General features: G+C 66.0%; 26 protein-coding genes. 12 read left to right on the top strand and 14 right to left on the bottom strand.

Features of this window, described 5'->3' with window-relative positions; all coding sequences use genetic code 11:
• Window positions 1-19 precede the first annotated feature (19 nt).
• On the top strand, window positions 20-1,309 hold the full coding sequence (locus AC07OK_RS24620) for a glycoside hydrolase family 18 protein (RefSeq protein WP_494692753.1): 1,290 nt from the start codon (window positions 20-22) through the stop codon (window positions 1,307-1,309).
• 69 nt (window positions 1,310-1,378) lie between these two features.
• Here AC07OK_RS24620 and AC07OK_RS24615 read toward each other — a convergent pair whose 3' ends face one another.
• The 11 genes from AC07OK_RS24615 to AC07OK_RS24565 form a co-directional block, all read right to left on the bottom strand.
• Window positions 1,379-2,683, bottom strand: coding sequence for a hypothetical protein (locus AC07OK_RS24615; protein ID WP_494692752.1), 1,305 nt, complete (start codon window positions 2,681-2,683; stop codon window positions 1,379-1,381).
• A 107-nt stretch (window positions 2,684-2,790) separates the two neighbouring features.
• Entirely contained in the window at window positions 2,791-3,912 is a 1,122-nt protein-coding gene (locus AC07OK_RS24610; protein ID WP_494692751.1) for an ABC transporter ATP-binding protein, read from the bottom strand.
• A 4-nt stretch (window positions 3,913-3,916) separates the two neighbouring features.
• Window positions 3,917-5,218 (bottom strand): MFS transporter, encoded by a 1,302-nt coding sequence (locus AC07OK_RS24605; RefSeq protein WP_494692750.1) that lies wholly within the window; start codon window positions 5,216-5,218, stop codon window positions 3,917-3,919.
• A gap of 25 nt (window positions 5,219-5,243) precedes the next feature.
• Entirely contained in the window at window positions 5,244-6,749 is a 1,506-nt protein-coding gene (gene nagZ / locus AC07OK_RS24600) for a beta-N-acetylhexosaminidase (RefSeq protein ID WP_494692749.1), read from the bottom strand.
• Window positions 6,746-7,564, bottom strand: coding sequence for a carbohydrate ABC transporter permease (locus tag AC07OK_RS24595; protein ID WP_494692748.1), 819 nt, complete (start codon window positions 7,562-7,564; stop codon window positions 6,746-6,748). Before AC07OK_RS24595 ends, nagZ begins: the two co-directional genes overlap by 4 nt.
• Complete coding sequence (locus AC07OK_RS24590; protein WP_494692747.1) at window positions 7,561-8,421, bottom strand: carbohydrate ABC transporter permease; 861 nt, start codon at window positions 8,419-8,421, stop codon at window positions 7,561-7,563. The genes AC07OK_RS24595 and AC07OK_RS24590 overlap by 4 nt, the downstream gene beginning before the upstream one ends.
• Window position 8,422: 1 nt before the next feature.
• Window positions 8,423-9,649 (bottom strand): ABC transporter substrate-binding protein, encoded by a 1,227-nt coding sequence (locus AC07OK_RS24585; protein WP_494692746.1) that lies wholly within the window; start codon window positions 9,647-9,649, stop codon window positions 8,423-8,425.
• A 111-nt stretch (window positions 9,650-9,760) separates the two neighbouring features.
• On the bottom strand, window positions 9,761-10,774 hold the full coding sequence (locus tag AC07OK_RS24580; RefSeq protein ID WP_494692771.1) for an SIS domain-containing protein: 1,014 nt from the start codon (window positions 10,772-10,774) through the stop codon (window positions 9,761-9,763).
• A gap of 5 nt (window positions 10,775-10,779) precedes the next feature.
• Window positions 10,780-11,877, bottom strand: a complete 1,098-nt coding sequence (gene nagA, locus AC07OK_RS24575) for an N-acetylglucosamine-6-phosphate deacetylase (protein ID WP_494692745.1) — start codon at window positions 11,875-11,877, stop codon at window positions 10,780-10,782.
• Complete coding sequence (locus AC07OK_RS24570) at window positions 11,874-12,608, bottom strand: GntR family transcriptional regulator (RefSeq protein ID WP_494692744.1); 735 nt, start codon at window positions 12,606-12,608, stop codon at window positions 11,874-11,876. The genes nagA and AC07OK_RS24570 overlap by 4 nt, the downstream gene beginning before the upstream one ends.
• A 4-nt stretch (window positions 12,609-12,612) precedes the next feature.
• Complete coding sequence (locus AC07OK_RS24565) at window positions 12,613-13,482, bottom strand: glucosamine kinase nucleotide-binding domain-containing protein (protein WP_494692743.1); 870 nt, start codon at window positions 13,480-13,482, stop codon at window positions 12,613-12,615.
• Between the two features lie 248 nt (window positions 13,483-13,730).
• On the opposite strand from AC07OK_RS24565, the gene AC07OK_RS24560 reads away from it, so the two are divergent.
• Window positions 13,731-14,027 carry a hypothetical protein gene (locus AC07OK_RS24560; RefSeq protein WP_494692742.1) on the top strand — a complete coding sequence of 99 codons (297 nt, stop codon included), beginning with the start codon at window positions 13,731-13,733 and terminating at the stop codon, window positions 14,025-14,027.
• 15 nt (window positions 14,028-14,042) lie between these two features.
• Here AC07OK_RS24560 and AC07OK_RS24555 read toward each other — a convergent pair whose 3' ends face one another.
• Complete coding sequence (locus AC07OK_RS24555; protein WP_494692741.1) at window positions 14,043-15,371, bottom strand: GIN domain-containing protein; 1,329 nt, start codon at window positions 15,369-15,371, stop codon at window positions 14,043-14,045.
• A gap of 215 nt (window positions 15,372-15,586) precedes the next feature.
• Here AC07OK_RS24555 and AC07OK_RS24550 point away from each other — a divergent pair, with 215 nt between their 5' ends.
• The 10 genes from AC07OK_RS24550 (at window position 15,587) to AC07OK_RS24505 (ending at window position 22,543) form a co-directional block, all read left to right on the top strand.
• Window positions 15,587-15,772, top strand: a complete 186-nt coding sequence (locus AC07OK_RS24550) for a hypothetical protein (RefSeq protein WP_492928044.1) — start codon at window positions 15,587-15,589, stop codon at window positions 15,770-15,772.
• The gene (locus tag AC07OK_RS24545) at window positions 15,772-16,287 is read left to right on the top strand and encodes a hypothetical protein (RefSeq protein WP_494692740.1); all 516 of its coding nucleotides are present in this window, start codon (window positions 15,772-15,774) and stop codon (window positions 16,285-16,287) included. Before AC07OK_RS24550 ends, AC07OK_RS24545 begins: the two co-directional genes overlap by 1 nt.
• 18 nt (window positions 16,288-16,305) lie before the next feature.
• The gene (locus AC07OK_RS24540; RefSeq protein WP_494692739.1) at window positions 16,306-18,000 is read left to right on the top strand and encodes an AAA family ATPase; all 1,695 of its coding nucleotides are present in this window, start codon (window positions 16,306-16,308) and stop codon (window positions 17,998-18,000) included.
• 1 nt (window position 18,001) lies between these two features.
• Entirely contained in the window at window positions 18,002-18,694 is a 693-nt protein-coding gene (locus AC07OK_RS24535) for a general secretion pathway protein GspB (RefSeq protein WP_494692738.1), read from the top strand.
• A 69-nt stretch (window positions 18,695-18,763) separates the two neighbouring features.
• Window positions 18,764-18,958: a hypothetical protein gene (locus tag AC07OK_RS24530; RefSeq protein WP_494692737.1), complete on the top strand. Its 195-nt coding sequence runs from the start codon at window positions 18,764-18,766 to the stop codon at window positions 18,956-18,958.
• Between the two features lie 67 nt (window positions 18,959-19,025).
• Window positions 19,026-19,562, top strand: a complete 537-nt coding sequence (gene mobB / locus AC07OK_RS24525) for a molybdopterin-guanine dinucleotide biosynthesis protein B (protein WP_494692736.1) — start codon at window positions 19,026-19,028, stop codon at window positions 19,560-19,562.
• Window positions 19,563-19,614: 52 nt separating this feature from the next.
• Window positions 19,615-19,815, top strand: coding sequence for a YjfB family protein (locus tag AC07OK_RS24520; RefSeq protein WP_020705444.1), 201 nt, complete (start codon window positions 19,615-19,617; stop codon window positions 19,813-19,815).
• 284 nt (window positions 19,816-20,099) lie between these two features.
• Window positions 20,100-20,372, top strand: a complete 273-nt coding sequence (locus AC07OK_RS24515; protein WP_020705445.1) for a BufA1 family periplasmic bufferin-type metallophore — start codon at window positions 20,100-20,102, stop codon at window positions 20,370-20,372.
• Between the two features lie 23 nt (window positions 20,373-20,395).
• Window positions 20,396-22,048, top strand: coding sequence for an MNIO family bufferin maturase (gene bufB / locus AC07OK_RS24510; RefSeq protein WP_494692735.1), 1,653 nt, complete (start codon window positions 20,396-20,398; stop codon window positions 22,046-22,048).
• Between the two features lie 30 nt (window positions 22,049-22,078).
• Entirely contained in the window at window positions 22,079-22,543 is a 465-nt protein-coding gene (locus AC07OK_RS24505; RefSeq protein ID WP_494692770.1) for a DoxX family protein, read from the top strand.
• Here AC07OK_RS24505 and AC07OK_RS24500 read toward each other — a convergent pair.
• Complete coding sequence (locus AC07OK_RS24500; protein ID WP_494692734.1) at window positions 22,540-22,830, bottom strand: hypothetical protein; 291 nt, start codon at window positions 22,828-22,830, stop codon at window positions 22,540-22,542. The genes AC07OK_RS24505 and AC07OK_RS24500 overlap by 4 nt on opposite strands.
• Window positions 22,831-22,986: 156 nt before the next feature.
• A complete protein-coding gene (locus AC07OK_RS24495) occupies window positions 22,987-23,205 on the bottom strand; it encodes an RNA-binding S4 domain-containing protein (protein ID WP_494692733.1) in 219 nt (72 codons plus the stop codon).
• Window positions 23,206-23,271: the final 66 nt, after the last annotated feature.

Here is a 23,271-nt window from a genome sequence, read left to right as displayed (position 1 = left end):
CTTGCAAGGATCTCCGCACATGCACCACCTGAAACGCTGGGCCATAGCGGCGGCGCTGGCCGCCGCGCTGCCCGCCACCGCCGCCACGCCGGAAATCGTCGGCTACTATCCCGGCTGGAAGTCGGACGCCTTCCCCGTCACCGCCGCCAACGTCGGCGCCGGCCAGCTGACGATGGCCTTGTACGCCTTCCTCGACGTCTGCTGGGACGGCCGGCACGGCAACCCCGAGCCCTCGGTCAACTACGTGGCCGCGTGCCAGGGCGCGGCCGGCGACACCGCCCCGGCCAACGGCGCGCTGGTGTTCCGCGACGCCGCCCGGGACGGCGCCAACCTGCGCGCGCTGGTGGCGCTGAAAAAACAGCATCCGCACTTCAAGGTGGTGGTGTCGGTCGGCGGGTGGGACTGGTCGAACCAGTTTTCCAACGTGGCCGACAGCGCGGCGGCGCGCGCCAGCTTCGTCGCCTCGTCGGTGAAGCTGATGCGGCGCTTCGGCCTGGACGGGGTCGACATCGACTGGGAATATCCGACCGAGGCCGGCGTGCCTTGCGTGGCGGGCGCGGTGTGCGCGCGGCCGGCCGACAAGCAGAACTTCATCCTGCTGGCGCGCGCGCTGCGCGCCGCCTTCGATGCCGCCGGCAAGGCCGACCGCAAGCATTACAGCATCACCATCGCGGCCGGCGGCAACGCCAACTACGTCAACGACGGCGCGGCCGGCGGCGGCTGGATCAAACAGCTGTCGCAGAGCCTGGACTGGATCAACATCATGGCCTACGACTACCACATGCCGTGGGAGAAGAGCAGCGGCCACCACGCGGCGCTGTCGGCCGATCCCGGCGATCCGGTGACCGCCAGCGGCTACTACGCGGCGGGCTCGGTGCAGCGCTACCTGCAGGCCGGCGTGGCGGCGGACCAACTGGTGCTGGGCGTGCCGTTCTATGGCTACGGCTGGAAGGGCTGCGCGCCGGGCGAGCATGGCGACGGCCAGTACCAGCCGTGCGACGGCGGCGCCACGGGCGGCGTGGGCGGCGGCAATTCGTATGGGTACAGCCATCTGCTCAAGCAGGGCTTCCTGACGGCGGGATATGAGGGCGCCCAGGGCTACCGGCGCTACTGGAATGAGGCGGCCAAGGCGCCGTACCTGTACCACGCGGAGGAGCGGGTCTGGATCAGCTACGAAGACCCGGCCTCGCTCAGGGAGAAAGCCCGCTACATCAAGGCCCATGGCCTGCGCGGGGCGATGTTCTGGGAGTTGAGCAACGACGGCGGACATCAGCTGCTCGACGCCTTGTCGGGCGCGATGCGGCGATAAAAACGTTGGGGGTCAGTTCCGGCATCGTGCCACGCGTGGCACGATGCCGGAACTGACCCCCAACAGGGATTACTTGGCTTCCGCCGGTGCTGCTTTTGGCGGGTTCTGGTACATGATCCAGTAGCGCGCCAGGTCGCTGCGGCCGTCGTTGCCGCTGAGGGTTTCCAGCAGCTTGACCGATTCGTCCTTCTTGCCGGCGATGGCCAGCGCGTAGGCCAGGCGCAGCTTGGCGTCCTCGGGATTCTTGGCCACGCCCTTGGCGATACCTTGCTTCATCAGCTCTATGCCCTTGTCGGCCTGGCCCAGGGTCACGAAGTTGTAGCCCAGGTTGACCATGCCGACGCCGTCCTTCGATTTGGTCGCAGATTCGATGCCCTTGTCGATGTTCTTCGCATCGTCGGCGGCGCCCTTGTTGGCGCTGTCGCGGATTTTTTGCAGCGCGGCCTTGTTCTTGTCGGCCGGGATGGCGCCTGGGTAGCCCTTGTCCATGGCGATCTTGGCTTCGGTGAAGAAGCCGCCCAGCACCGCCAGTTCGGCGATTTCTGCGTAGTCCTCAGGCTCCATCTTGCTTGGCGCGGCCAGCGCTTTCAGGCGGGCGATGTCCAGGTCCAGGCGCGGCGCGTAGGATTTCTTGCCACGGGTGCGGTTCAGCAGGTCGAACCAGTATTCTTCGCTCGGGTAGTAGCGGGTCAGCTCTTCCACCGCTTGCAGATACAGCTCGGTGTCCTTGGTCTTGATGCCGACGTTGCCCAGCAGGTTGAGCTCGTCCTTCGGCGGGATGGCGCCGGACTTCTTGGCCGCGGCCACGTCCTTCAGCGCTTCGGCCTTGGCGGTGGCGAAATCGTCCTTGAAGAAGTAGGAGCGCACGATGAACTGGCGCTGCTTGAGCGTGTCGCCCGACTCGGTGCCGTAACGGGTGAACCAGGCGATGGCCTGGTCGTAGTCCTTGATGTTGCTGTAGTAGATGCCGCCGACGGCGTCGATGAAGCGCAGCTTGTCGTCCGGCTTGAGGCGGCCCGAGTCGATCATGCCGGTCAGCGCCTTGACGGTGCCTGGATAGTCGCCGCTGGCCTGGCCCAGTTGCACGCGCATCTGGTTGAGGATGAAGTCTTCGTACGGCGTCACGTTCGGCATCGCGGCCGCGGTGTCGATGCGGTTCTTGAATTCGGCGTAGTTCTTCGCTGCCAGCAGTTCCTTGGTCTGGACCGGGTCGATCAGTTTGTAGATCTCCGGACGCACGGTGTCCTTGGGCGGCTCGGCCGGCTTGGCGGCTTCGGCGGCGTAGACAGGGGACATGCCCAGCATGGCCGGTGCGGCGTTCAGGCCGATGGCGGCCAGGATCAGGCTAATACGAGCGAGACGAATGTGGGACATGAATTATCCTTCTATCAAACAATTTAGAGAGCCGGCGGGTACGCCATGCCATCGCGACAGTGTGTAAACCCGCGTATTGTTACATAAAACCGGTTCGAATTACGAATTCAAGCGTGTGTCGGCCCGCGCACCAGCGCCCGGCCGCCGGCGTCAAACAGCAGGCAACGCGACGGCGGCAGGTGGATGCGGGTAAGGTCGCCGGCACGCAGCGGCGGCGCCTCGGCGGCCCGCTTGACGGCGATCATTTCGCCGACGCCGGCCAAGGTGGTGTAGACGATGGACAGGTCGCCCAGGTATTCCACGTGGCCGATGCCGACGTCGATGGTGTTGGCGCCATCGCCGGCGCCGTCGACGATGGACAGGTGCTCGGCGCGCACGCCCAGCGTGACGCGGTCGCCGCGCTGCGGGCCGCCATCGGAACCTTGCGCAGCCACTTCGACGATCGCGCCGCCGGGCAGCAGCACGCTGGCGTGCTCCTCGGACGTGGCGACGATCTCGCCGGCGATGAAGTTGATCTTCGGCGTGCCGAGGAAGCCGGCCACGAACAGGTTGGCCGGATGGTTGTACAGCTCATGCGGCGTGCCGACCTGCTCGATGCGGCCGGCGTTGAACACCGCGATACGCTGGCCCAGGGTCATCGCCTCGACCTGGTCGTGGGTGACGTAGATCATGGTGGTCTTCAGTTCCTGGTGCAGGCGGCTGATCTCCACCCGCATCTGCACCCGCAGGCTGGCGTCGAGGTTGGACAGCGGCTCGTCGAACAGGAACACCTCCGGCGTGCGCACGATGGCGCGGCCGATGGCCACGCGCTGGCGCTGGCCGCCGGACAGCTCCTTGGGCCGGCGCTGGAGCAGCGGGACGATCTGCAGGATGGCGGCGGCACGCTCCACCGCCGCCGCCACCTCGGCCGGCTTGCGGCCGGCCAGCTTGAGCGCGAAGGCCATGTTCTCGTACACCGTCATGTGCGGATACAGCGCGTAGGACTGGAACACCATGGCCAGCTTGCGCTGCGCCGGCGCGATGTCGTTGGCCAGCGCGCCGCCGATGTGCAGGGTGCCGCCGCTGATGTCCTCCAGGCCGGCGATCATGCGCAGCAGCGTCGACTTGCCGCAGCCAGAGGGGCCGACGAAGACCATGAATTCGCCGTCGGCGATATCGAGGTCGACGCCGTGCACCACCGGGGTTTGGTCGTAGCGCTTGACGATCTGTTTGAGGCTGACGCTGGCCATCCGCTTAACCCGCGCGCACGGCTTGCGGCGCCGGCTCTTGCTCGGCCTGCGGGCGCGCGGCCATCGGTATCAGCTGCGACAGGATCGCCACCGGGATCGCGCACAGCATCACCCAGACGAAGAAGTGCTGGTAGCCCAGCGACAGCTGGACGTCGCCGCTGAACAGCTTGAACAGCACAAAGCCGAGCTGCATGATGCCGGTCGAGAAGGCGTAGTGCGCGGTCTGGTATTTGCCCGGCGCGACCACCTGCATCATGTACAAAATCAGGCCGACGAAGCCGAAGCCGTAGCCGAACATCTCGACGCTGAGCGCCACGCCGATCACCGACAGCTCGGTGGGCTGGAACACGGACAGCAGGTAGAACGCGAGGTTGGGCAGGTTGACCGCCAGGATCAGCCACAGGATGGCGCGCTTGAGGCTGAGCCACGAGGTGAAGTAGCCGCCGGCGATGCTGCCGACCACGAAGGCCACGGTGCCGACGGTGCCATACACGGCGCCCACTTCGGCGGTGGTCAGTCCCAGGCCGCCGAGGTTGCGCGCCTCGCGCAGGAACAAGGGGCCGATCGACTGCACCTGCGCCTCGCCGGCGCGGAACAGGATGATGAACAGGATCGAGACCCAGATGCCGGGCTTTTTGAAGAATTCGACGATCACTTCCCACAAGGTGCGGGCGATGGCGCCGGCGTTGGTGTCGGCCGTGACTTCGTTCTTCGCGGTCGGCAGCGCCCAGCTGTTGTACAGGCCCAGCGCCAGCATGATCACGGCCAGGATGCAGAAGCTGATGGTCCATGCCTGCACCACGCCCAGCGTCTTCTCGAAGTGGCCGGCCAGCAGTAGCAGGCCGCCGGTGGTGAAGAACTTGCCGGCGTTGAAGAAGGTGCCGGTCCAGCCGGCGTATTTGGCCTGACCTTTTTCATCGAGGCTGGAGATGTACAGGCCGTCGCACGAGATGTCGTGCGTGGCCGACGAGATGCCGACCAGCGCGAGCATGGCCATGCAGGCCGCGAACCAGAACGGCGCGTGCAGCGCCAGCGCCACGCCGCCCAGGCACAAGCCGCCGAAGATCTGGAAGCCGACCACCACCAGCTTCTTGCTGCTGGCCAGTTCCAGGAAGGGACTCCACAGGGGCTTGAAGACCCAGGCGAAGCCGATCAAGCCGGTCCAGTGATTGAGCTCGTCGTTGGGTACGCCCATGCTCTTCAACATCTGGTTGGCGACGATCGCCACCGCGAAGAACGGCAGGCCCTGCGCCAGGTACAGGCTGGGGACCCAGAACTTCGGGTCGCGTATTTTTTTGTTGTCCATATTGCCTCCTCCCCTGATTGATTGTTTATGCGAAGCCGGGCACCGGTGCGTTGCCGGTGGCTTCCAGTTCGCCGCACAGCCAGCCGTTGACCGCGTCCAGCGCCGGCTGGGCGAAGCCGTAGGTCATCAGCGCCGGCGACTGGATGTCGAGCGCCTGATACGGATTCCACAAGGCCAGGTGCAGGTCCGGCTTCCAGGTGGCGCGCGCGTGCTCGCCGTAGCGCAGGCGCGAGGTCGAGGCCAGGATCGTGTAGCGGCCGTCCTGCGGCAGCGCGCTCCAGTCGAAGGTGTCGGCGTCGGCGAAGGTGGTCAGTTCGACGTCGTACAGGCGGCGCAGCGAGGCGGCCACGCCTTCGGCCGGCACGCCGGCTTCGGACACGCCGTCGCTCACCACGTCCTGGCGCACCACCAGGCGTACCCGCGCGTCCACTGGCGGGCGGGTGGGGGCGCCGTAGGCGGTCAGGCTGCGGCGCCAGCCTTCGGCCATCAGCTCGCGGTCGGCGGCGTCTTCCTTGTAGGAGCGCGGCTTGCAGGGATAGGCCAGCGCCAGCGCCGCCAGGCGGTCCAGCCGCAGCTTGATCTCGTCCATCGGCAGCTGGCCCGAGGCGATGGCGGCGGCGATGGCGTCCAGCGTTTCGTTCTGGGTTTCGGTGGTGCCCAGCGCCATCACCATGTCGGCGCCGGCGGCCAGCGCGCGCACGGCGGCGTTGCCCACGCCGTAGCGACCGGCGATGGCGTGCATGTCCATGCCGTCGGTGATCAGCACACCCTTGTACTGCCACTCATCGCGCAGCAGGTCGTGCAGGATGCGGCGCGACAGCGAGGCCGGGTTGTCGGCGTCCAGCGTTGGGTAGACGATATGGGCCGTCATCATGGCGGGCGCCTGGCCGGAAGCCATGCGGAACGGCGCGAACTCGAACTGCGCCAGTTCTTCCAGCGATTTGTTCACGGTCGGCAGGGCGCGGTGCGAATCGACGTTGGTGTCGCCGTGGCCGGGGAAGTGCTTGACGCAGCAGGCCACGCCTTCGGCATGGCTGCCGGCCATCCACGCCATCGCCAGTTCGGTGGCGCGTTTCGGCTCGGCGCCGAAGGAGCGCTCGGCGATCACCGGGTTGTGCGGGTTGTTGTTCAGGTCCAGCACCGGTGCGAAGTTCCAGTTGAAGCCCAGCGCCTTGACCGCGCGCGCCACGGCGGCGCCGGTGCGTTGGGACAGGTCGGTGTCGTCGGCCGCGCCCAGGCCCATCGCGGCCGGCGGCGCCGGCACCCAGGTCGAGCGCACCACGGCGCCGCCTTCCTGGTCGATGCCGATCAGCGACTCCGGGCCCATGATGGCGCGCAGGTCGGCGGTCAGCTTGGCCAGCTGTTCGGAGTCGGTCATGTTGCCGCGGAACAGACAGACGGCGCGGATGCCGTTGGCCTGGATGAATTCCGCGGTGGCGGCATCGAGGGCGGTGCCGGGGAAGCGGATCATGATCAGCTGGCCGGCGAGTTTTCTAAGGTCGTTTTGGGTAGGGGTCACGAGTTGGTTCATTTAACAGCTCCGTCCATGCCACGCATGAAGAATCGTTGAGTAAAGAGGAAGGCTGCCAGCGTGGGCAGGATGGTCAAGATGGTGCCGGCGGCGATCACGCGCGTGCTGCTGCCGAAGGTGCCGCGCAAATACAGCACGCCCACCGACAGCGGGAATTCGTCCGGCTTGCTCATCACGATGGAGGGCCAGATGTATTCGTTCCATGCTTCGACCGCCGTCAGGATGCCGACCGTGGCCAGCCACGGTGCGATCAGCGGTAGCATGATTTTACTGAAGATGGTCCATTCGGAGGCGCCGTCGACGCGCGCGGCGTCGATCAGGTCCTGCGGCACTTCCTCGAAGGCTTGCTTGAGCAGCAGGATGGCGACCGCCGTGACGACGTTGGGCAGGATCACGCCGGTGTAGGTGTCGACCAGGCTCAGTTTCGTCACGGTGATGAAGTTGACCAGGAAGTTCACCTCCGACGGCAGCACCAGCGTGGCGAGGATCAGGCCGAACACCAGCTTGCGGCCCTTGAAGTGCATGCGCGCCAGCGGGTAGGCGGCGGCGGAGCACAGCGCCAGCTTCCAGAACACGGTGCAGGCGGCGATCAAGACCGAGTTGCGGAAGAAGGACCAGATCGGAATTGCCTTGAACACTTCGATGAAGTTCTCGAACGACGGCGCGTTCGGCCAGAAGGTCGGCGGGAAGGCGAAGATATTGCCCTCGGTGGAGATGGCCGTCACCAGCGTCCACCAGAACGGGAACACGCAGACCACCGCGATCGCGCACAGCAGCAGATAGTGGAGAAAATGACGAGCGAGCGTTTTCATCATCGGTGTTTGGGCTTGATGTAGCGGAGGCAGAGCAGGGCGATGCCTATGCAGAAGATCGACATGACGAAGCTGGCGGCGAGCGCGCGCGGCAGCTTCAGGTGCTTGAGGCCCTGGTCGTAGGCGTAGTACAAGCCGGTGAAGGTGGAGTTCATCGGGCCGCCCTGGGTCAGCACGTCCACTTCCTGGTAGGCCTTCAAGGCGGCCAGCACGGACAGGATGGTGCAGACCATGATGGTGGGACGCAGCATCGGCACGGTGATGCGCCAGAAACGCTGCCAGCGGTTGGCGCCGTCGAGGATGGCCGCTTCCTGCATGTCGGCGGGGACGGCTTGCAATGCAGCGAGGTACATCACCATGTACCAGCCCAGGCCGCGCCACAAGGTGACGAACATGATGGCGAACAGCGCCAGGCTGTCGTTGGAGAGCCAGCCGACCGGCGCGCCGACCAGCCGCATCGTCATCAGCACGTAATTGAGCGCGCCCTGTTCGTGGAACATGAAGCCCCACATGATGCCGACCACCGATACCGTGGTCACCACCGGCACGTAAAAGGCGGCGCGGAAGTAGCGGATGCCGGGCAGCTGGTTGTTGACCAGTACCGCGAGCGTGAGCGCGCCGATCTGCACGAAGGGCACCATCAGCAGGAAGACCAGCGAGTTTTTCAGGCCGGTGACGAACATCTCGTTGTCGAAGATGTAGCGGAAGTTGTCCAGGCCGACCCAGTGGGTGTCGCGTATCAGGCTGTAGTCGGTGAAGGCCAGCAGGGAGCCGAAGGCCACCGGCCAGAACGAGAACACGGCCAGCAGCGCCAGCGCGGGGGCGAGGAACAGCCAGGCGGTCAGGGTTGTGCGGCTCATCTCAACGGCTCCGCTGCGCAGTGAGTTTTTTGTTCCAGATCGCCACCGCCTGGTCCAGCGCTTCCTTCACATCCTGTTTGCCGGTGACGCCGGCTTCGACGGCCTTGACCAGGTAGCGGCGAAGTTCGTCGTAGTCGGTGATGCCGGCCACGTACAGCGTGTGCGAATGCGGCATCGACACGGCGCCCGCCGATACGGCCTTCTCGGCCGCGCCGGCGCCCGGCGGCACCGTCATGAAGAAGGGATCGTTGGCCGCCTGCGCCATCGCCGGATACACGCTGGCCTGCTTGGCGAAGGCCAGCTGGTTGGCGTCGTTGGTCAGGTAGCGGGCGAACTTGCCGACCGCCGGCAGCAGTTTGGCGGCGACGTTTTTCGGCACGGCGAAGTGGATCAGCCAGCCGCCGTCGGCGATGCCGGTGGGGCCCAGCGGCGCGGGGGCGACGTCGGTGATGGCGTAGATGTCCTTGGCGTCGCTCTGGATGCGCTTGACGGCAGTCGGTGGCGCCAGCAGCATGCCGAGGCGCCCGCCCTTGTAGGCGTCAATCGCGGCGGGGAAGTTATCCTCGGCGAACAGCGCGTCCTTCAGCAGGCCGCCGGCCTTGTAGGTCTCGGCCAGTTTTTTGATCAGCGCGATGTGGGCGGGCGAGTTGAACACCGCCTTGCCGTCCTGGATCACGGCCAGGCCCTGCTGCATCATCAGGCCGTCGATCTTGGACAGCGCGGGACACAGGCCGGCCTTGCCGGTGCGGGCGGCGATCTGGCGCGCGAACAGCAGCTGCTCGTCGAGATCGCGCGGCGCGCTGTGGATGCCGGCGGCTTTAAAAATTTGGGTGTTGTAGGCGATGACGGCGACGTTGCTGTACATCGGGAAGCCGTAGATGTGGCGACTGAGCTTACCGCCGAAGGTCAGGTCTTCCAGTGTGCTGGGCAGGTAGCGCTGGCGGGCGTCGCCGAGCAGGGCGTCGACCGGCGTGAGCAAACCGTCGCGGGCGAATTCGTCGGCCCAGGGCACGTTCAGGTTGACCAGTGCGGGCGGGGTGCCGGCGACGATGCGCGTCACCAGCTTGGTCTGGATCACGTCCCACGGGAAGTCGACCCATTCCACTTTCACTCCCGGATTGCCGGCTTCGTAGTTCTTCACCAGCGTCTCGAAATAGGGCGTGAACTTGGGCTTCATGCTGAAGGTCCAGAATTCGATTTTGTCTGGCGCCGCGAGGGCGGCAGACATGGCCAGCGCCGCCGTCATTCCCGCGAAGGCGGGAATCCATGCTGAGCGTGAACGCCGCTTCAGTATGGATCCCCGCGTGCGCGGGGATGACGGTTTCGCGTGCGACATTACTTAGTTGGTCTTGGTGACTTTGCTCAGATGGCGCGGGGCATCCGGGTCCATACCGCGTGCCGCCGACAGCTGGGCCGCCATCACGTAGAAGGCCTGGATCGCCACGATAGGATCCAGATCCGGCGTCGCCGCCACTGGCAACGTCAGGTCGCGTTCGGCCACGTCGGCCGGCGCGGCCAGCAGCACGCGCGCGCCACGGCGGCGCATCTCGGTCGCCAGTTGCAGCAGGCCCGCTTGCGTCGGGCCACGGGTGGCGAAGATCACCAGCGGGTAGCCTTCTTCGATCAGCGCCATCGGGCCGTGCTTGATCTCCGCGCCGCTGAAGGCTTCCGCCTGCAGCGCCGAGGTTTCCTTGAATTTCAGCGAAGCTTCCAGCGCCACCGGGAAGCTGATGCCGCGGCCGACCACCATGATGTTGCGGGCAGGCGCCAGCACTTCGATGGCCGAGCTCCAGTCTTCCTTGGTCGCCGCGCGCAGCGAGTCGGGCAGGGCTTCCAGGCCGGCCAGCAGCTCCGGATCGTTTTGCCAGGCGGCGACCAGGCGCGCGCCGGCCACCATGCTGGTGATGAAGCTCTTGGTGGCGGCCACGCTCTGCTCTTTGCCGGCGCGCAGCGGGATCGCCCATTCGGCGGCGTGCGCCAGCGGCGAATCGATGTCGTTGACCAGCGCGATGGTGGTGGCGCCGCCGTCGCGGAAGTAGCGGATCGGCTCGACCACGTCCGGGCTCTGGCCCGATTGCGAGATCGAGATCGCCAGCGTGTCGCGGGTGATCAGCGGCGATTTGTTCAGGGTCACCAGCGACATCGGCAGCGACGCCACCACGCGGCCCAGGCGGGCCATGATCAGGTAGGCGGCGTAGGCGCAGGCGTGGTCGGAGCTGCCGCGCGCGATGGTCAGCGCGGTCGAGAAGGACGTGCTCCTCAATTTGCGGCCCAGCTCCGCGTAACGGTCGCCATCGCTGGCCAGCTGGAGGGCTACGCAATCGGCTGCGGACAGGGCTTCTTTCAACATCATTGAGGTCACAACAATTCTCCTTCGATATAGACGGCTTTGAGATTCAGGTCACGGTCGAGCACCACAAAGTCGGCGTAGGCGCCGGGGGCCAGGCGGCCCCGCTCTTGCAGGCCGAGATAATCGGCCGCATACGTTGAGACCCGTGCCGAGGCGTCCGCCAGATCGAGGCCGAGTCCGACCAGGTTGCGCAGCGCCTGGTCCATGGTGAGGGTGCTGCCGGCCAGCGTGCCGTCGGGCAGGCGCACGCCGCCCATGCATTTCATGACGGTGTGGCGGCCCAGCATGTACTCGCCGTCCGGCATGCCGGTGGCGGCGGTCGAATCGGTCACGCAGTACAGGTGCGGGATGCAGCGCAGCGCGGTGCGGATGGCGCCGGGGTGCACGTGCAGCAGGTCGGGGATGAATTCGGCGTACTGCGCATGGGCCAGCGCGGCGCCGACCATGCCCGGTTCGCGGTGGTGCAGGCCGGTCATGGCGTTGAACAGGTGGGTGAAGCCGTGCGCGCCGTGCTCCAGCGCGGCCACGCCGTCCTCGTAGGTGCCGAGGGTGTGGCCGATCTGCACGCGCATGCCGGCGTCCGACAGTTCGCGCACCAGCTCCAGGTGGCCGCCGATTTCCGGCGCCACGGTGATCAGTTTGATCGGCGCCATGGTCTCCAGGCGCTCGACGTCGGCCAGCTTGGCGGTGCGCGCGAACGGCGGCTGCGCCCCCAGCTTGCCGGAGTTGATGTATGGGCCTTCCAGGTGCACGCCGAGCACGCGCGCTTCGCCCTTGCCGCGCTGGGCGGAGGCTTTGCCTATGCCTTGCAGCGCCAGTTCGATGTCTTCCGGCGGCGCCGTCATCGTGGTGGCCAGCATGCTGGTGGTGCCGTGCTGCGCGTGGATGGCGGCGATGGTGTGGACGGCGTCGCCGCCCTCCATCACATCCTTGCCGCCGCCGCCGTGTACGTGCAGGTCGATAAAGCCAGGCAGGATATAGACGTCTTGGTTTTTCGACGGGTCGGTGCTGCTGCCGTGGATGGCGGCGATGCGGTCGCTGAAGGTGATCTCACCGCGGACCCAGCCCGCCGAGGTCAGGATATTGCCTTGGATTGCACTGCTCATCTGCGCGACTCCGCTACGAATTCATAATAATCACTGCGGCAATACGAGTGGGTCAGTTCCACCGCTGCGCCGTTGTCGAGATAGCTGACGCGGGTGATGTGCAGCATCGCGGCACCCGCAGGTATATTGGCCAGGCGCGCTTGCTCCACGCTGGCGTTGACGGCGCGGATGTGCTGCAGCGCGCGCATCGGGATGGTGCCGTTGGCTTCCAGGTAGCCGTACAGGGAATCGGTCACGCTGTGCGGGTTCGGCATGTACTGGGCCGGGATGGTGGTGGTCTCGATCGCCATCACCACGTCGTCGGCGGTGCGCAGCCGTTTCAGGCGCGCCACCGGCATGTTCGGCGACAGGCCGAGCGACAGCAGCTCGACCGGCGAGGCGATGCCGATGTCGCGCTGCAGCCAGCGCGAGCCGGCGGTGAAGCCGCGTTCGCGCAGCTCCTCGGAAAAGCTGGTCAGGCGGGATAAGGGCTGCTCCAGTTTCGGCGTGATGTAGGTGCCGGAGCCGCGCTTGCGGGTCAGCATGCCGCGCTCGCACAGCATGTCGATCGCCTTGCGCGCCGTCACGCGCGAGATGTTGAGCATGTCCGACAGCACGCGCTCGGACGGCAGGGCCTCGTTGGCGCGCCACTCGCCGGCCGCGATCCCGTCGGACAGCTTGTTCGCAAGCTGCATGTAGAGGGGGGTGTCGCTCTCGGCATCGGGCTTGAAATCGCTCAACTGGGCTAGCACGGGCTTACTCCTTCAGACGTTGTTGGATCAGCCGCAAGGCACCTGCAGCGGAATCGCCTTGCGGCGCGACGATCCGTTTCAACATCGAGACCGGCAGGTAGGGGCGCAGCGGCGCGGCCAGGCCGCCGCACAGCGCGATCGGCAGCTTGCCGCCGGCGTCGAGCGCGTTGCCCATCAACTCCACCTGGCGTCCCGCTTCGAGCAGGATGGCGCGCGCGGTGTCGCTGGATTCGCCGTGCTGCAGCACGATGCGCGCCAGTTGCGCGTATTGCGTTTGCGTGGCTTTGGCCAGCCAGTTCTGCAAGGCGTCGCGGCCGCCGCCGCAGGCTTGCGCCAGGTCGGCGCTGAAGGGGGAGGCCGGCATGCGGCCGTCCAGCACCTGCTGCATGTGGTTGACGGCGCGCAGGCCGATCCAGGCGCCGCCGGCTTCGTCGCCGGCCGGGAAGCCCCAGCCGCCGACTTCGACGTGGACGCCGTCCGTGCGCTTGATCTCGCCGACGCTGCCGGTGCCCAGCGCGATGATGGAACCGGGCTGGCCGCGGTGGGCGCCCAGCACGGTGGTGTGGCCGTCGGTTTCCAGCGCGACGCGGGCGTAGCCCGGATTGGCGGCGACGAATTCGGCCGCCCAGGCGCGGTTGTGCACGCCGGCCAGGCCGAGGCCGATGGCCACTTGTTCCTTGGCGGGGATGGGCAGTTCGGCGGCGCGGAAGGCCATGCCGGCCGCGTCTTCGACGGCGGCCCAGGCGTTGGCGATGCCGTGCATCAGGCCGGATGGGCCGCTGACGCCTTCGGCCAGTTCAATGCCGTCGACGCGCGCCAGTCGCACCCTGGTGCCGGTGCCGCCGCCGTCTACGCCGATTAAAAATTCAATCATGATTATCCGAGAATGCTGTGCCGGGATCCCCCGTGTGAGGGCACTATATGTTTGGCAAACCAGCTTGTCAACAGGTATTTAACTGGTATTAGAAAATATTGAAGTGGACTGGCATTGTCTACTTGGAACGTATTTGTAAGTGTTTGTTTTTAATGGTTATTGCTGGATTTTACGGCAAGTGGTTCGGTGTCGTATTTGCATGCCACTTTGGTCTGCTTTTGGTAGGGGGAGGGGCGAGGGAGTACACTATGGCTTTAGTGCACTTTGAAAGCAAGATGATGAACGACTACTGGGATGACTGGCAGAAGGAAGCGTTGGCCGCCGGCGTGAAGGCGCCGCTGGCCAAGCTGGGGATGGAAGTGATGAAGGCGAACCGCAAGAATCGCTGGCCCAAGCATTTCCTGGGGCGCATGGAAGATGGTCCGATGATGCTGGCGATGTGCCTGGAAGAGCCGGACGAGACCGAGTTGTTGTTTGTCGAGAACCTCTATCCCTACGACGACAAGCTGATCGCCGCCACCAAGAAGCGCCTCTGCTTCGACTAAACCGCCGGGTTTTTTTTAGTGGCTCATGCCTTTGCGGTCGTAGGTGACGGCTTTGTCGGCGACGTTGACGACGGCGTTGCCGGGGCCGCTCACCTTGACGTCGGCCTGGCTGGTCCACAGCTGGCGGGCGTGCAGGCTGCCCGAGCCGCTCAGCTGCGCGACCAGGGTGTCGGTCTTGCCTTCGAGCTTGACCTCGCCCGGGCCGTGCATGTTGAGCTTGACGTTCTTGCAGGCGGTCGTGGCGCTCAGGTCGCCCGAGCCGCTCAACTCGGCGTCCAATGCGTCGCTCACCTTGCTCAGGATGATGTTGCCGGGGCCGCGGCTGCGCGTGACCGCGCGCGCCACCTGCAAGGCTTGCCCCTCCAGATCGCCCGATCCGCTCACTTCCGCGCTGAGCACGCCCACGCTGCCCGACAGGTTCATATTGCCCGGCCCGCTGAGCAGGGCGCGCGCGCTCGGCGCTTGCAGGCCGCGCACCGTCAGGTCCCCCGAGCCGTGCACTTCCGCTTCGAATTTCTTGATGGCGCCGGCCAGGCAGGCTTCGCCGGGACCGTGCAGCATGGCGCTGGCCGCTTCGGTGTTCAGCGAGCACGCTTCCAGGTCGCCCGAGCCGGCGATCTCGGCGCGGATTTCCTTGCTCGTGCCGTGCAGCGACACCGAGCCCGGCCCGTGCATCGACGCATTGATCTTGCCCGCGTGCAGGTCGCTGAGGTCGAGGTCGCCCGAGCCGCTGACGGTCAGGTTGACGTCCTGCGTCATGCCGCCGGCGGTGACGTCGCCGGGGCCGCTCATCATCAGGTTCAGGCTGGCCGCCTTCAGCGTGCGCAGGTCGACGTCGCCGCTGCCGGAGGCGGTGACGGTGAGGTCGCGCACGCTGCCGCTGGCGTGCACGTCGCCCGGGCCTTCCGAGGTCAGGCTCAGTTGCTGGCCCTGGAATTGTTGCAAATCAACATCACCGCTGCCGGAATTGCGTAGGCTCTTCAGGCCGGCCGCGCTGATGCGGATGGTCATCGGCGGCTTGCTGTCCTTCTTGCCCCAGCCGAAGTTGAAGACCCAGCCCTTGTTCTTGCGCGGCTGGCGCACGGTGAGGGTGTCGCCGCTGACCGAGGTTTCGATCTCGGCGAACTGGCGGCGCAGGCCGGACAGTTCGATGGCGTTGCCCGGCTGCGCGGTGACGATCACCCGGAACGGGCCGCTGATGGCGATGTTGCTGAAGGCCGCCACGGTGCGGGTTTCGGTGCCGATAGTATCGTCCTGTTTGGTGTCGGCCTGGGCGGCGAAACTGGCCAAGGATGCCACCATCAGGGCCGAGACCAGCGCGGTGTGTTTGATCGTCTGCTTCATTTTTATCTCGATATTGGGAAGTGGCGAGGATTGAACGATAGGGCAAACGCCGCCGGCCGGCGCGTGGAATGGGACGGACGCGCGGAATGGGGGGATCAGCTGCAAAAAAACGGTGATGAACTGTCATTCAACTTCAGTGCGGCACGACCGTTAATGTCATAATGGATGCAAGGATGTATTGCCGGGGAACACCTGCGCAGATCAAAGGAGCGCACATGATCAGGTACATGGGAACCAAAAATACGGACGACGGCTCGGTGCTGTATATTTTTTTGATTAACGGCTTGCAGAAGGAAGTTCGGGAAAGCGCCTTGAAACAATATCCTGGCTGTTACGAAGCCCTTCCTGCCACCGCCAAGGCGCGCATCAGCGCCAACCGGTCCTGGTTGCAGAAATTATAATGCCGCCGTTCATGCGCATGCTGCGCGGCGCCCTGTCCGCCGCGCTGGTGGCGTTTTGCTGCGCCGCCGGCGCGCAATCGGTGCCGACCACCTTCGGCACCATCGTCGGCAACGGCCTGCTGTGCCGCGACCAGACCGACAATTTCTACTACTACGACTACCTGTTCAAGGCGTTCGGCCCGGCGTACAAGCACGACGGCGGCGCCTACTGGTTCAAGACCGACGGCGCCAATCTGTGGGGCAAGCCGATCACCGAGGTCATGGTCAGCGACGACACCAGCACCTATATCTTCGTCGGCGCCGTGGCCGAGGCCACGCCGGAGGAGCTGGAGCAGGCCATCATCACCCAGGTCGGCTTGCATTATGCGAGAATCGACAGCTCGGCCTACCCGGTGCGCGAGGCCAAGCCGGCCAGCCGCATCGTGTATTTCGATACCAAATCCAAGATTTACTGCGCCAAGTTCAAGCCCTTGCCGCCGGTGCAGCCGCCGCCGGTGCGCCAGCGCTTGAAGTAGCGCATCGCCAGGGTCTTCATGTACACGCATTTTTTTAATCTGAAGCAATCGCCGTTTTCCATCGCGCCCGATCCCCGCTACCTGTTCATGAGCGAACGCCATCGCGAGGCGCTGGCGCATCTGCTGTACGGCGTCGGCAGCGGCGGCGGCTTCGTGCTGCTGACCGGCGAGATCGGCGCCGGCAAGACCACCGTGTGCCGCTGCTTCATGGAGCAGATCCCCGAGAACTGCAAGCTGGCCTATATCTTCAATCCCAAGCTGTCGGTGGAGGAGCTGCTGTTGTCGATCTGCGACGAGTTAGGCATCGCGCCGGCGCCGCCGGGCGCGGGGGCGGTCAGCGTCAAGGCTTATGTGGATGCGATCAATGCCTACTTGCTGGCCAGCCATGCGCAGGGCCGCAACAACGTGCTGATCATCGACGAGGCGCAAAACCTGTCGGCCGAGGTGCTGGAGCAGCTGCGCCTGCTGACCAATCTGGAAACCAGCGAGCGCAAGCTGTTGCAAATCATCCTGATCGGCCAGCCGGAGCTGCGCGCGATGGTGGCGCGGCCGGAGCTGGAGCAGCTGGCGCAGCGGGTGATCGCGCGCTACCACCTGGGCTCGCTGAGCGAGGCGGAGACCGGGGCGTATATCGAGCACCGGCTGGCGGTGGCGGGCGCTGCGGCGATCGCGCCGTTTCCGCGTGGTCTGATGGGGCTGGTGCACAAGCTGGCCAAGGGCGTGCCGCGCCGTATCAATCTGCTGTGCGACCGGGCGTTGCTGGGGGCGTACGTCGAGAACCAGCCGCAGGTGACGCGCACCATCTTGCGCAAGGCGGCGGCCGAGGTGTTCGCCCGGCCGGACGCGGCGAGCGCCGGCGAGGGCGCGCGCGCGGGCGCGGCGCGCTGGCCTCTGGTGGCGGCCGGGGTGCTGGGCGGTGTGGTGTTGAGCGTGGCGGCGTGGCAGCTGGCCGCGCACGATGCGAAGCCGGTTTTGCAGGGCGCGCAGGCGGCTTCGGCGGCGGCGCGGGCGACGCTTCCCAAGGTAGCGCCGGCGTCGGTGCCGGCGTCAGTCGCAGGGGCTGCGCCGCTGATGCAGGCAGCGGCGATGCCGCTGCCTGCATCAGCGGCGGCAGGCGGCAGCGCGGCGGCTTTGCGCCAGCTGGCGGCGATCTGGGGACTGGCGCTGCCGGACGGCGAGCCTTGTCCGACGGCGGCGCGCTTGAACCTGCGCTGCTTGCAGGTCAAGGGCGGCGTCGCGGAACTGCGTCTGCTGGACCGCCCGGCGATGCTGACCTTGCACGACGATCCCACCGCGCCCAACTATGTGCTGCTGACGGCGATGGACGAGCATGGCGCGATCATCGCCGCGCCCGGCGGCAAGCCGCAAGGCATCAGCCTGGACGCGCTGGAGGCGCGCTTCGACGGCGAGTTCACGACCTTCTGGCGCGCGCCGCGCAGCTGGCGCGACGAGGTCCATGGCGGCGATCATGGTCCGGATGTGGATTGGCTGGCGCGGCGGCTGGCGCAGATCTATGGCCTGAAAAAGCCGCAGGAGGATCTGCCGCTGAGTGCCGGCCTGCGCACGCGCCTGACCGAATTCCAGACCGAGCAACATCTCAAGGCGGACGGCGTGGCCGGACCGAAAACTTTCATCCGGCTGTATCAGCTGGGCGGCGTGCAGGAGCCGCGTTTGCTGGCCAGCGCGGGCGCCGGCAGCGGGGCAGGGAAATAATATGTCTTATATTTTGGAAGCACTGAAGAAGGCGCAGGCGGAACGTCAACTGGGCAGCGCGCCGACGCTGCACGCGCCCACGCTGCACGGCGCCAACGCCAAATCGGCCGGCGGCGCCTTGAAAAAGCCTGTCGTGCTGGCGCTGCTGGCGATGGGCGTGGCGATCGCGGTGTTGCTGGCGTTGGTGCTGCGCCCCGCGCAGCGGGCGGTCGCGCCAAGACCGGCCGTGGCCGCGCCAGCTGGCGTGGTCGGCGTTGCGCCAGTCGCGGCAGCCGCGCCAGCAGCCGCCGCGCCGGTCGCGGCTCCAGTCCCGTCGGCGGACATCCCGCCGCTGGCGGCTGCCTTGCCGCCGCCGGTGGCGACGGTGACGCCGGCGCCGGCGCCGCGCCCGCATCCGGAGCCGGCGCCGGTGGCAGCGGCGCTTGTGGCGGAAAATGCCGCCAAGCCGGCGGTCGCGCAGGAAGAGCAGGCCCAGAACCTGCGCGATTTGCCGGAGCCGATACAGCGTTCGATCCCGCATATCACCGTTGGCGGCTATATCTATTCCAAGAATCCCGCCGACCGGTTGTTGTTGATCGACAAGATACTGCGCCACGAAGGCGAGGAGGTCGCCCCTGGCCTGATCCTCGATAAACTGCAGCCGCGCGAGGCGGTGTTCAACTTCAAGGGCTACCGCTACCGCGTTCCGTATTGAAAGCTGTCATCCGCCCGTCATGTGGGAATGATATTTTCTTATCATTGATATTCATGCACGGGAAACCCGATGAAACACTTGAAACTGCTGCCGCTGCTGATCGCCGCGGTCTTCGCTGTGCCGCGCGCCCACGCCGCGGAGCCGGCGCCGCAAGCGCAACAGGATACCGGCTCCTATGTCGCCGGCTTCGTCAGCATTGCATTGCTGCTGCTGGGCACGCGCAGTACCCGCAGCGAACGCTTCAAGGCCTTGAACGAAGAGTAAGCCGCCAGCCCCGCGCCGATGTTGCTGCGTATAATGGCGGCAACATGATGCAGCGGAGATGTAGGTAATGCAGAGAGAAATCGAGCGCACCGTGCTGGCGGTCACCGGGACCTCGGGCAGCGGCAAGACCACGTTGCTGGAGTTGTTGATCGCCGGGCTGGCCGGGCAGGGCTTGACCGTCAACGTCATCAAGCACAGCCATCACGACCTGGAGCTGGAGCCGCCGCACAAGGACAGTTCGCGCCTGCGGCGGGCCGGCGCGGCCGAGGTGATGGTGGCGTCGCCGTACCGGGTGGCGATCGTGCGCGAGTTGCGCGGCGCGCCCGAGCCCTCGCTGGACGAGCAGCTGGATCGCCTCGCGCCCGCCGACCTGACCTTGCTGGAGGGCTTCAAGTCCTATCCGGTGGCCAAGCTGGAGGTGTATCGCGCCGCGACCGGCAAGCCGCCGCTATACCCCGACGACGCGCGCGTGATCGCGGTCGCCTCCGACCAGCCGGCGCCGGCGGACCTGCGGCCGGGCGTGGCGTGGCTGGACCTGAACCAGCCGCAGGCCGTGCTGGCCTGGTTGGGCGCCTATCTGAAAAAAGTTTCGGCAAACGGCTAAAGTTACGCCCGGAACGTCCGTAAAGTAGTGATAGGCCTTACTGGAGAATCACATGGACGTTTCAGGCATTGCTCAAACGGCAACCACGATTGCAGATACCGGCACCAAGCAGGCAGTCGGCATCGCGGTATTGAAAAAAGCCCAGGATATCCAGGCGTCGAGCGCGGCTGCCCTGATCGAGGCGATTCCTCCGGTGCCATCGGCGCCGAATCTGCCTTCGCATCTCGGCAACACCATCAACACGACTGCCTGAACGGCATCGCCGCGGCCCGCCTGGCGCCGCGTGACCGCTCTGCGCGCCGGCCGGTGCGCGGCGTGCCGGCGTGTGCTTGCGCCCGGCGTCCCTTCCCGATGTGAATCCACTCAACAGAATGATGCGTACAAGCGTGAATGCTGGTACGCTGCGTTTGCTTGCCGGTCCGGGAAAAAGTTTTTAAAAAGTGTGTAAGGCCGGACCGCCGCCAGCCGACTACCGTACAGTTGCAGACGATTTGCGTTGCACTTTGAACTTAACTTCTACCACTGAGGAGACTTACCATGAACAAACGTCAAGCCCTGATCGCCGCCGCCCTGGCCACCGTATGCGCCGCTTCGGTCGGCACCGCTTCCGCCGCCGCCGCGTCGGCCTCCGCTGAAAAAGAGAAATGCTTCGGCATCGCCAAGGCTGGCCAGAACGATTGCGCTGCCGCCAACGGTGCGCACTCCTGCGCCGGCCAGTCGAAGACCGACAACGGCGCCGCCGAGTGGAAATATGTGGCCAAGGGCACTTGCGAAAAAGCCGGCGGCAAAACCGCAGCGCCAGCCAAGTAATCGCAACCAGCGGTCGCGGAGCCATGTCCTTGTCTAGTCCAGCGCAGCCTTTGCCGGGCGTGGGCGTGGGCTTGAGGGCTCCGCATTACCGCCAGTTCATCGAGCAGCGGCCGCGCGCCGCCTGGCTCGAAGTTCATACCGAAAATTATCTCGATCAAGCCGGCTGGGACTGGCACGTGTTGCAGCAACTGCGACGCGATTATCCGATCAGCCTGCATGGCGTCGGGCTCGGATTGGGCTCGGCGCGCGGCTATTCCGAGCTTCACCTGGAACGCGTGCGCGGCCTGGTGGAGCGGGTGGAGCCCATGCTGGTGTCCGAACATCTGTGCTGGGGCGCCGTCGGCGACCGGCAACTCAACGACCTGTTACCGCTGACGCTGGACCAGGCTGCGCTCGACTTGATGTGCGCGCGCGTGAGCCGCGTGCAGGACACGCTCCAGCGCCAACTGTTGCTGGAAAACGTGTCGACCTATGTGCGCTTCCACCGCGACGCCATGAGCGAGGCGGAATTCATGGCGGCGCTGGCGGCGCGCACCGGCTGTGCTCTGCTGCTGGACATTAACAATCTGTACGTCAATCAATGCAACCACGGCGAGGACGCGCTGGCCGCGCTGGCCGCGATCCGGCCCGGCATGGTGGGCGAGATGCACCTGGCCGGCCATCTGGTGACGCCGCAGGCGGTGATCGACCATCACGGCGACACCGTGGCCGAGCCGGTCTGGCGCCTGTACGAGGCGGCTTTGCGGCGCTTCGGCGCGGTGCCGACCCTGATCGAGTGGGATACCGATATTCCGGAACTAAGCGTGCTGCTGGGCGAGGCGGACAAGGCCGAGCTGCTGCATCGCCGCCATGCGGCGCTTGCCATGGCCGCTGCGCCGCGCCCTGCCGTGCTGGCGGACGAGCCGGCGGACGCGCAGGCGCTGGCCGCCAGCCAGCAGGTGTTCGCCGGCGCGCTGTTCGACGCGCGCCAGACGCCGGCGGCGCTGGCGCTGTTCAAGGGCGAGCACAAGGAACACCGCTACGCGCTGTATCGCGGCAACCTCGGCGCCACCTGGAGCAAGACCCTGGGCGCGGCCTATCCGGTGATCCGGCTGCTGGTGGGCGAGGAATTCTTCGGCGGCCTGGCGCAGGCCTATGGCCATGCGCAGCCGTCCGACAGCGGCGATCTGAACCGCTTCGGCGCGCACTTCGGCGCCTTCCTGCGCGGCTTCCCGCATGTGGCCGATTTGCCCTATCTGCCGGACATGGCGACGCTGGAGTGGACCCTGCACCGCGCCCACTACGCGCCCTCGGCCGAGGGCGTGACGGCGCAGCAGATGGCGGCGCTGGCGCCGGAGCAGATCGAAACGGCACGGCTGCAACTGCATCCGGCCAGCACGCTGCTGGCGTCGGACTGGGCGACGGTGGCGCTGTGGCAGGCGCACCAGCCCGGCAGCGGCGTGGCGTTTCCGGCCGAGCTGGCGGCGCCGTCCTGGGGGCTGGTCACGCGGCCGCAGTGGAAAACCCAGGTCCTGCCGCTGAGCGCGGCCAGCCACGCGGCGCTGTCGGTGCTGGCCGCTGGTGGCGAGCTGGGCGCGGCGCTGGATGCGGCCTTCGAACTCGACGACGACTACGACTTCGCCGCCAATCTGCGGCAATGGATAGATTTCGCCTTGATTGTCAGGATAGACGCCTAGCGGCGACTAACTAATTTTGAAAGGACAATGATGAAAACTATCCTCGGACTACACCAACAATTATCCCGCTACGATGCGGCACTGACCGCGTGGGGCGGATCACTGATGAGTCTGGCGCTGCGCTGGTATGTGGGCTGGCAATTCTTCAAGGCCGGCCTGGTCAAGGTCGGCGACTGGAGCGCGACCTTGGCGCTGTTCCACGACGAATACATGGTGCCGCTGCTGCCGCCCGAGCTGGCGGCCTACGTCGGCGCGGCCGGCGAGCTGGCGCTGCCGCTGCTGCTGTGCGTGGGCCTGGTGTCGCGGCCGGCGGCGCTGGCGCTGTTCCTGGTGAATGCGATGGCGGTGATTTCCTACCCGCAGCTGTTGAGCTTTGAATGCCCGGCCGCGATCAACGACCATTTCTATTGGGGCGCGATGCTGCTGGCGCTGGTGGCCTTCGGCCCGGGTAAATTTTCGCTCGATGCGTGGCTGGCCGGCCGCCGGGCGGCCTAGGTCGGGCGGAAGGCGCGCAGGATTTTCGCTTCGCCGGTCAGGTCCCGGTGCAGGCGGTTGGCGGCGGCGGTCAGCTCGATCATGCGGTTGAGCTGGGTGTCTTCGAAGCGCGCCAGTTCTTCGGTGGCGGTCACCAGCGCCTGCGCCAGCTTGGCGCGGGCCGCCTGGTACAGCGCGCCGTTGTACTGGTCTGTGTTCTTCAGCAACTCCTCGGCGTTTTCTATCACTTGCCGCAGGTCGTCGAGCAGGCGTTCCTGCGTTTGTAAATTGTGTGCAGGATCGTCCATGACGTTCCCCTGGTCGTAAGAAAACTGGTTGAACAAGCCGGGTAGCAGGCCATCCCAATATATCGGCGGTCAGGGCCGCCGGTTTGCGCTGGGTCAAACGCGCCCACCCGTCCTGACCTTCAGCTTAGGTCGTTATTGCCCAAATGCAAGATCAATTCACGCCGCTTCGACGCTGATGCGGATGTCGCCCACGCTCACTTGCTGGCCGGCGCGGATCTTGGCGGTCTTGCGCAATTCCTGCTTGCCGTCGACCTTGACGCCGCCGTCGGCGACCATCATCTTGCCGGCGCCGCCGCTGTCGCACAGGCCAACCAGCTTGAGTAGCTGATTCAGCTCAACAAACTCTCCGCTCAATTCAAAACTTACTTTCTGCATTTTATCCTCTGTTGCTATGATGTGAAATCGGCGCCGCCGCTTACTTTCAGTAGTGTAGCGGCATTC

It is taken from the genome of Duganella sp. GW821-FHT07G03 (genome assembly GCF_059418605.1).
This window is presented reverse-complemented; position numbering and strand designations above follow the sequence as displayed.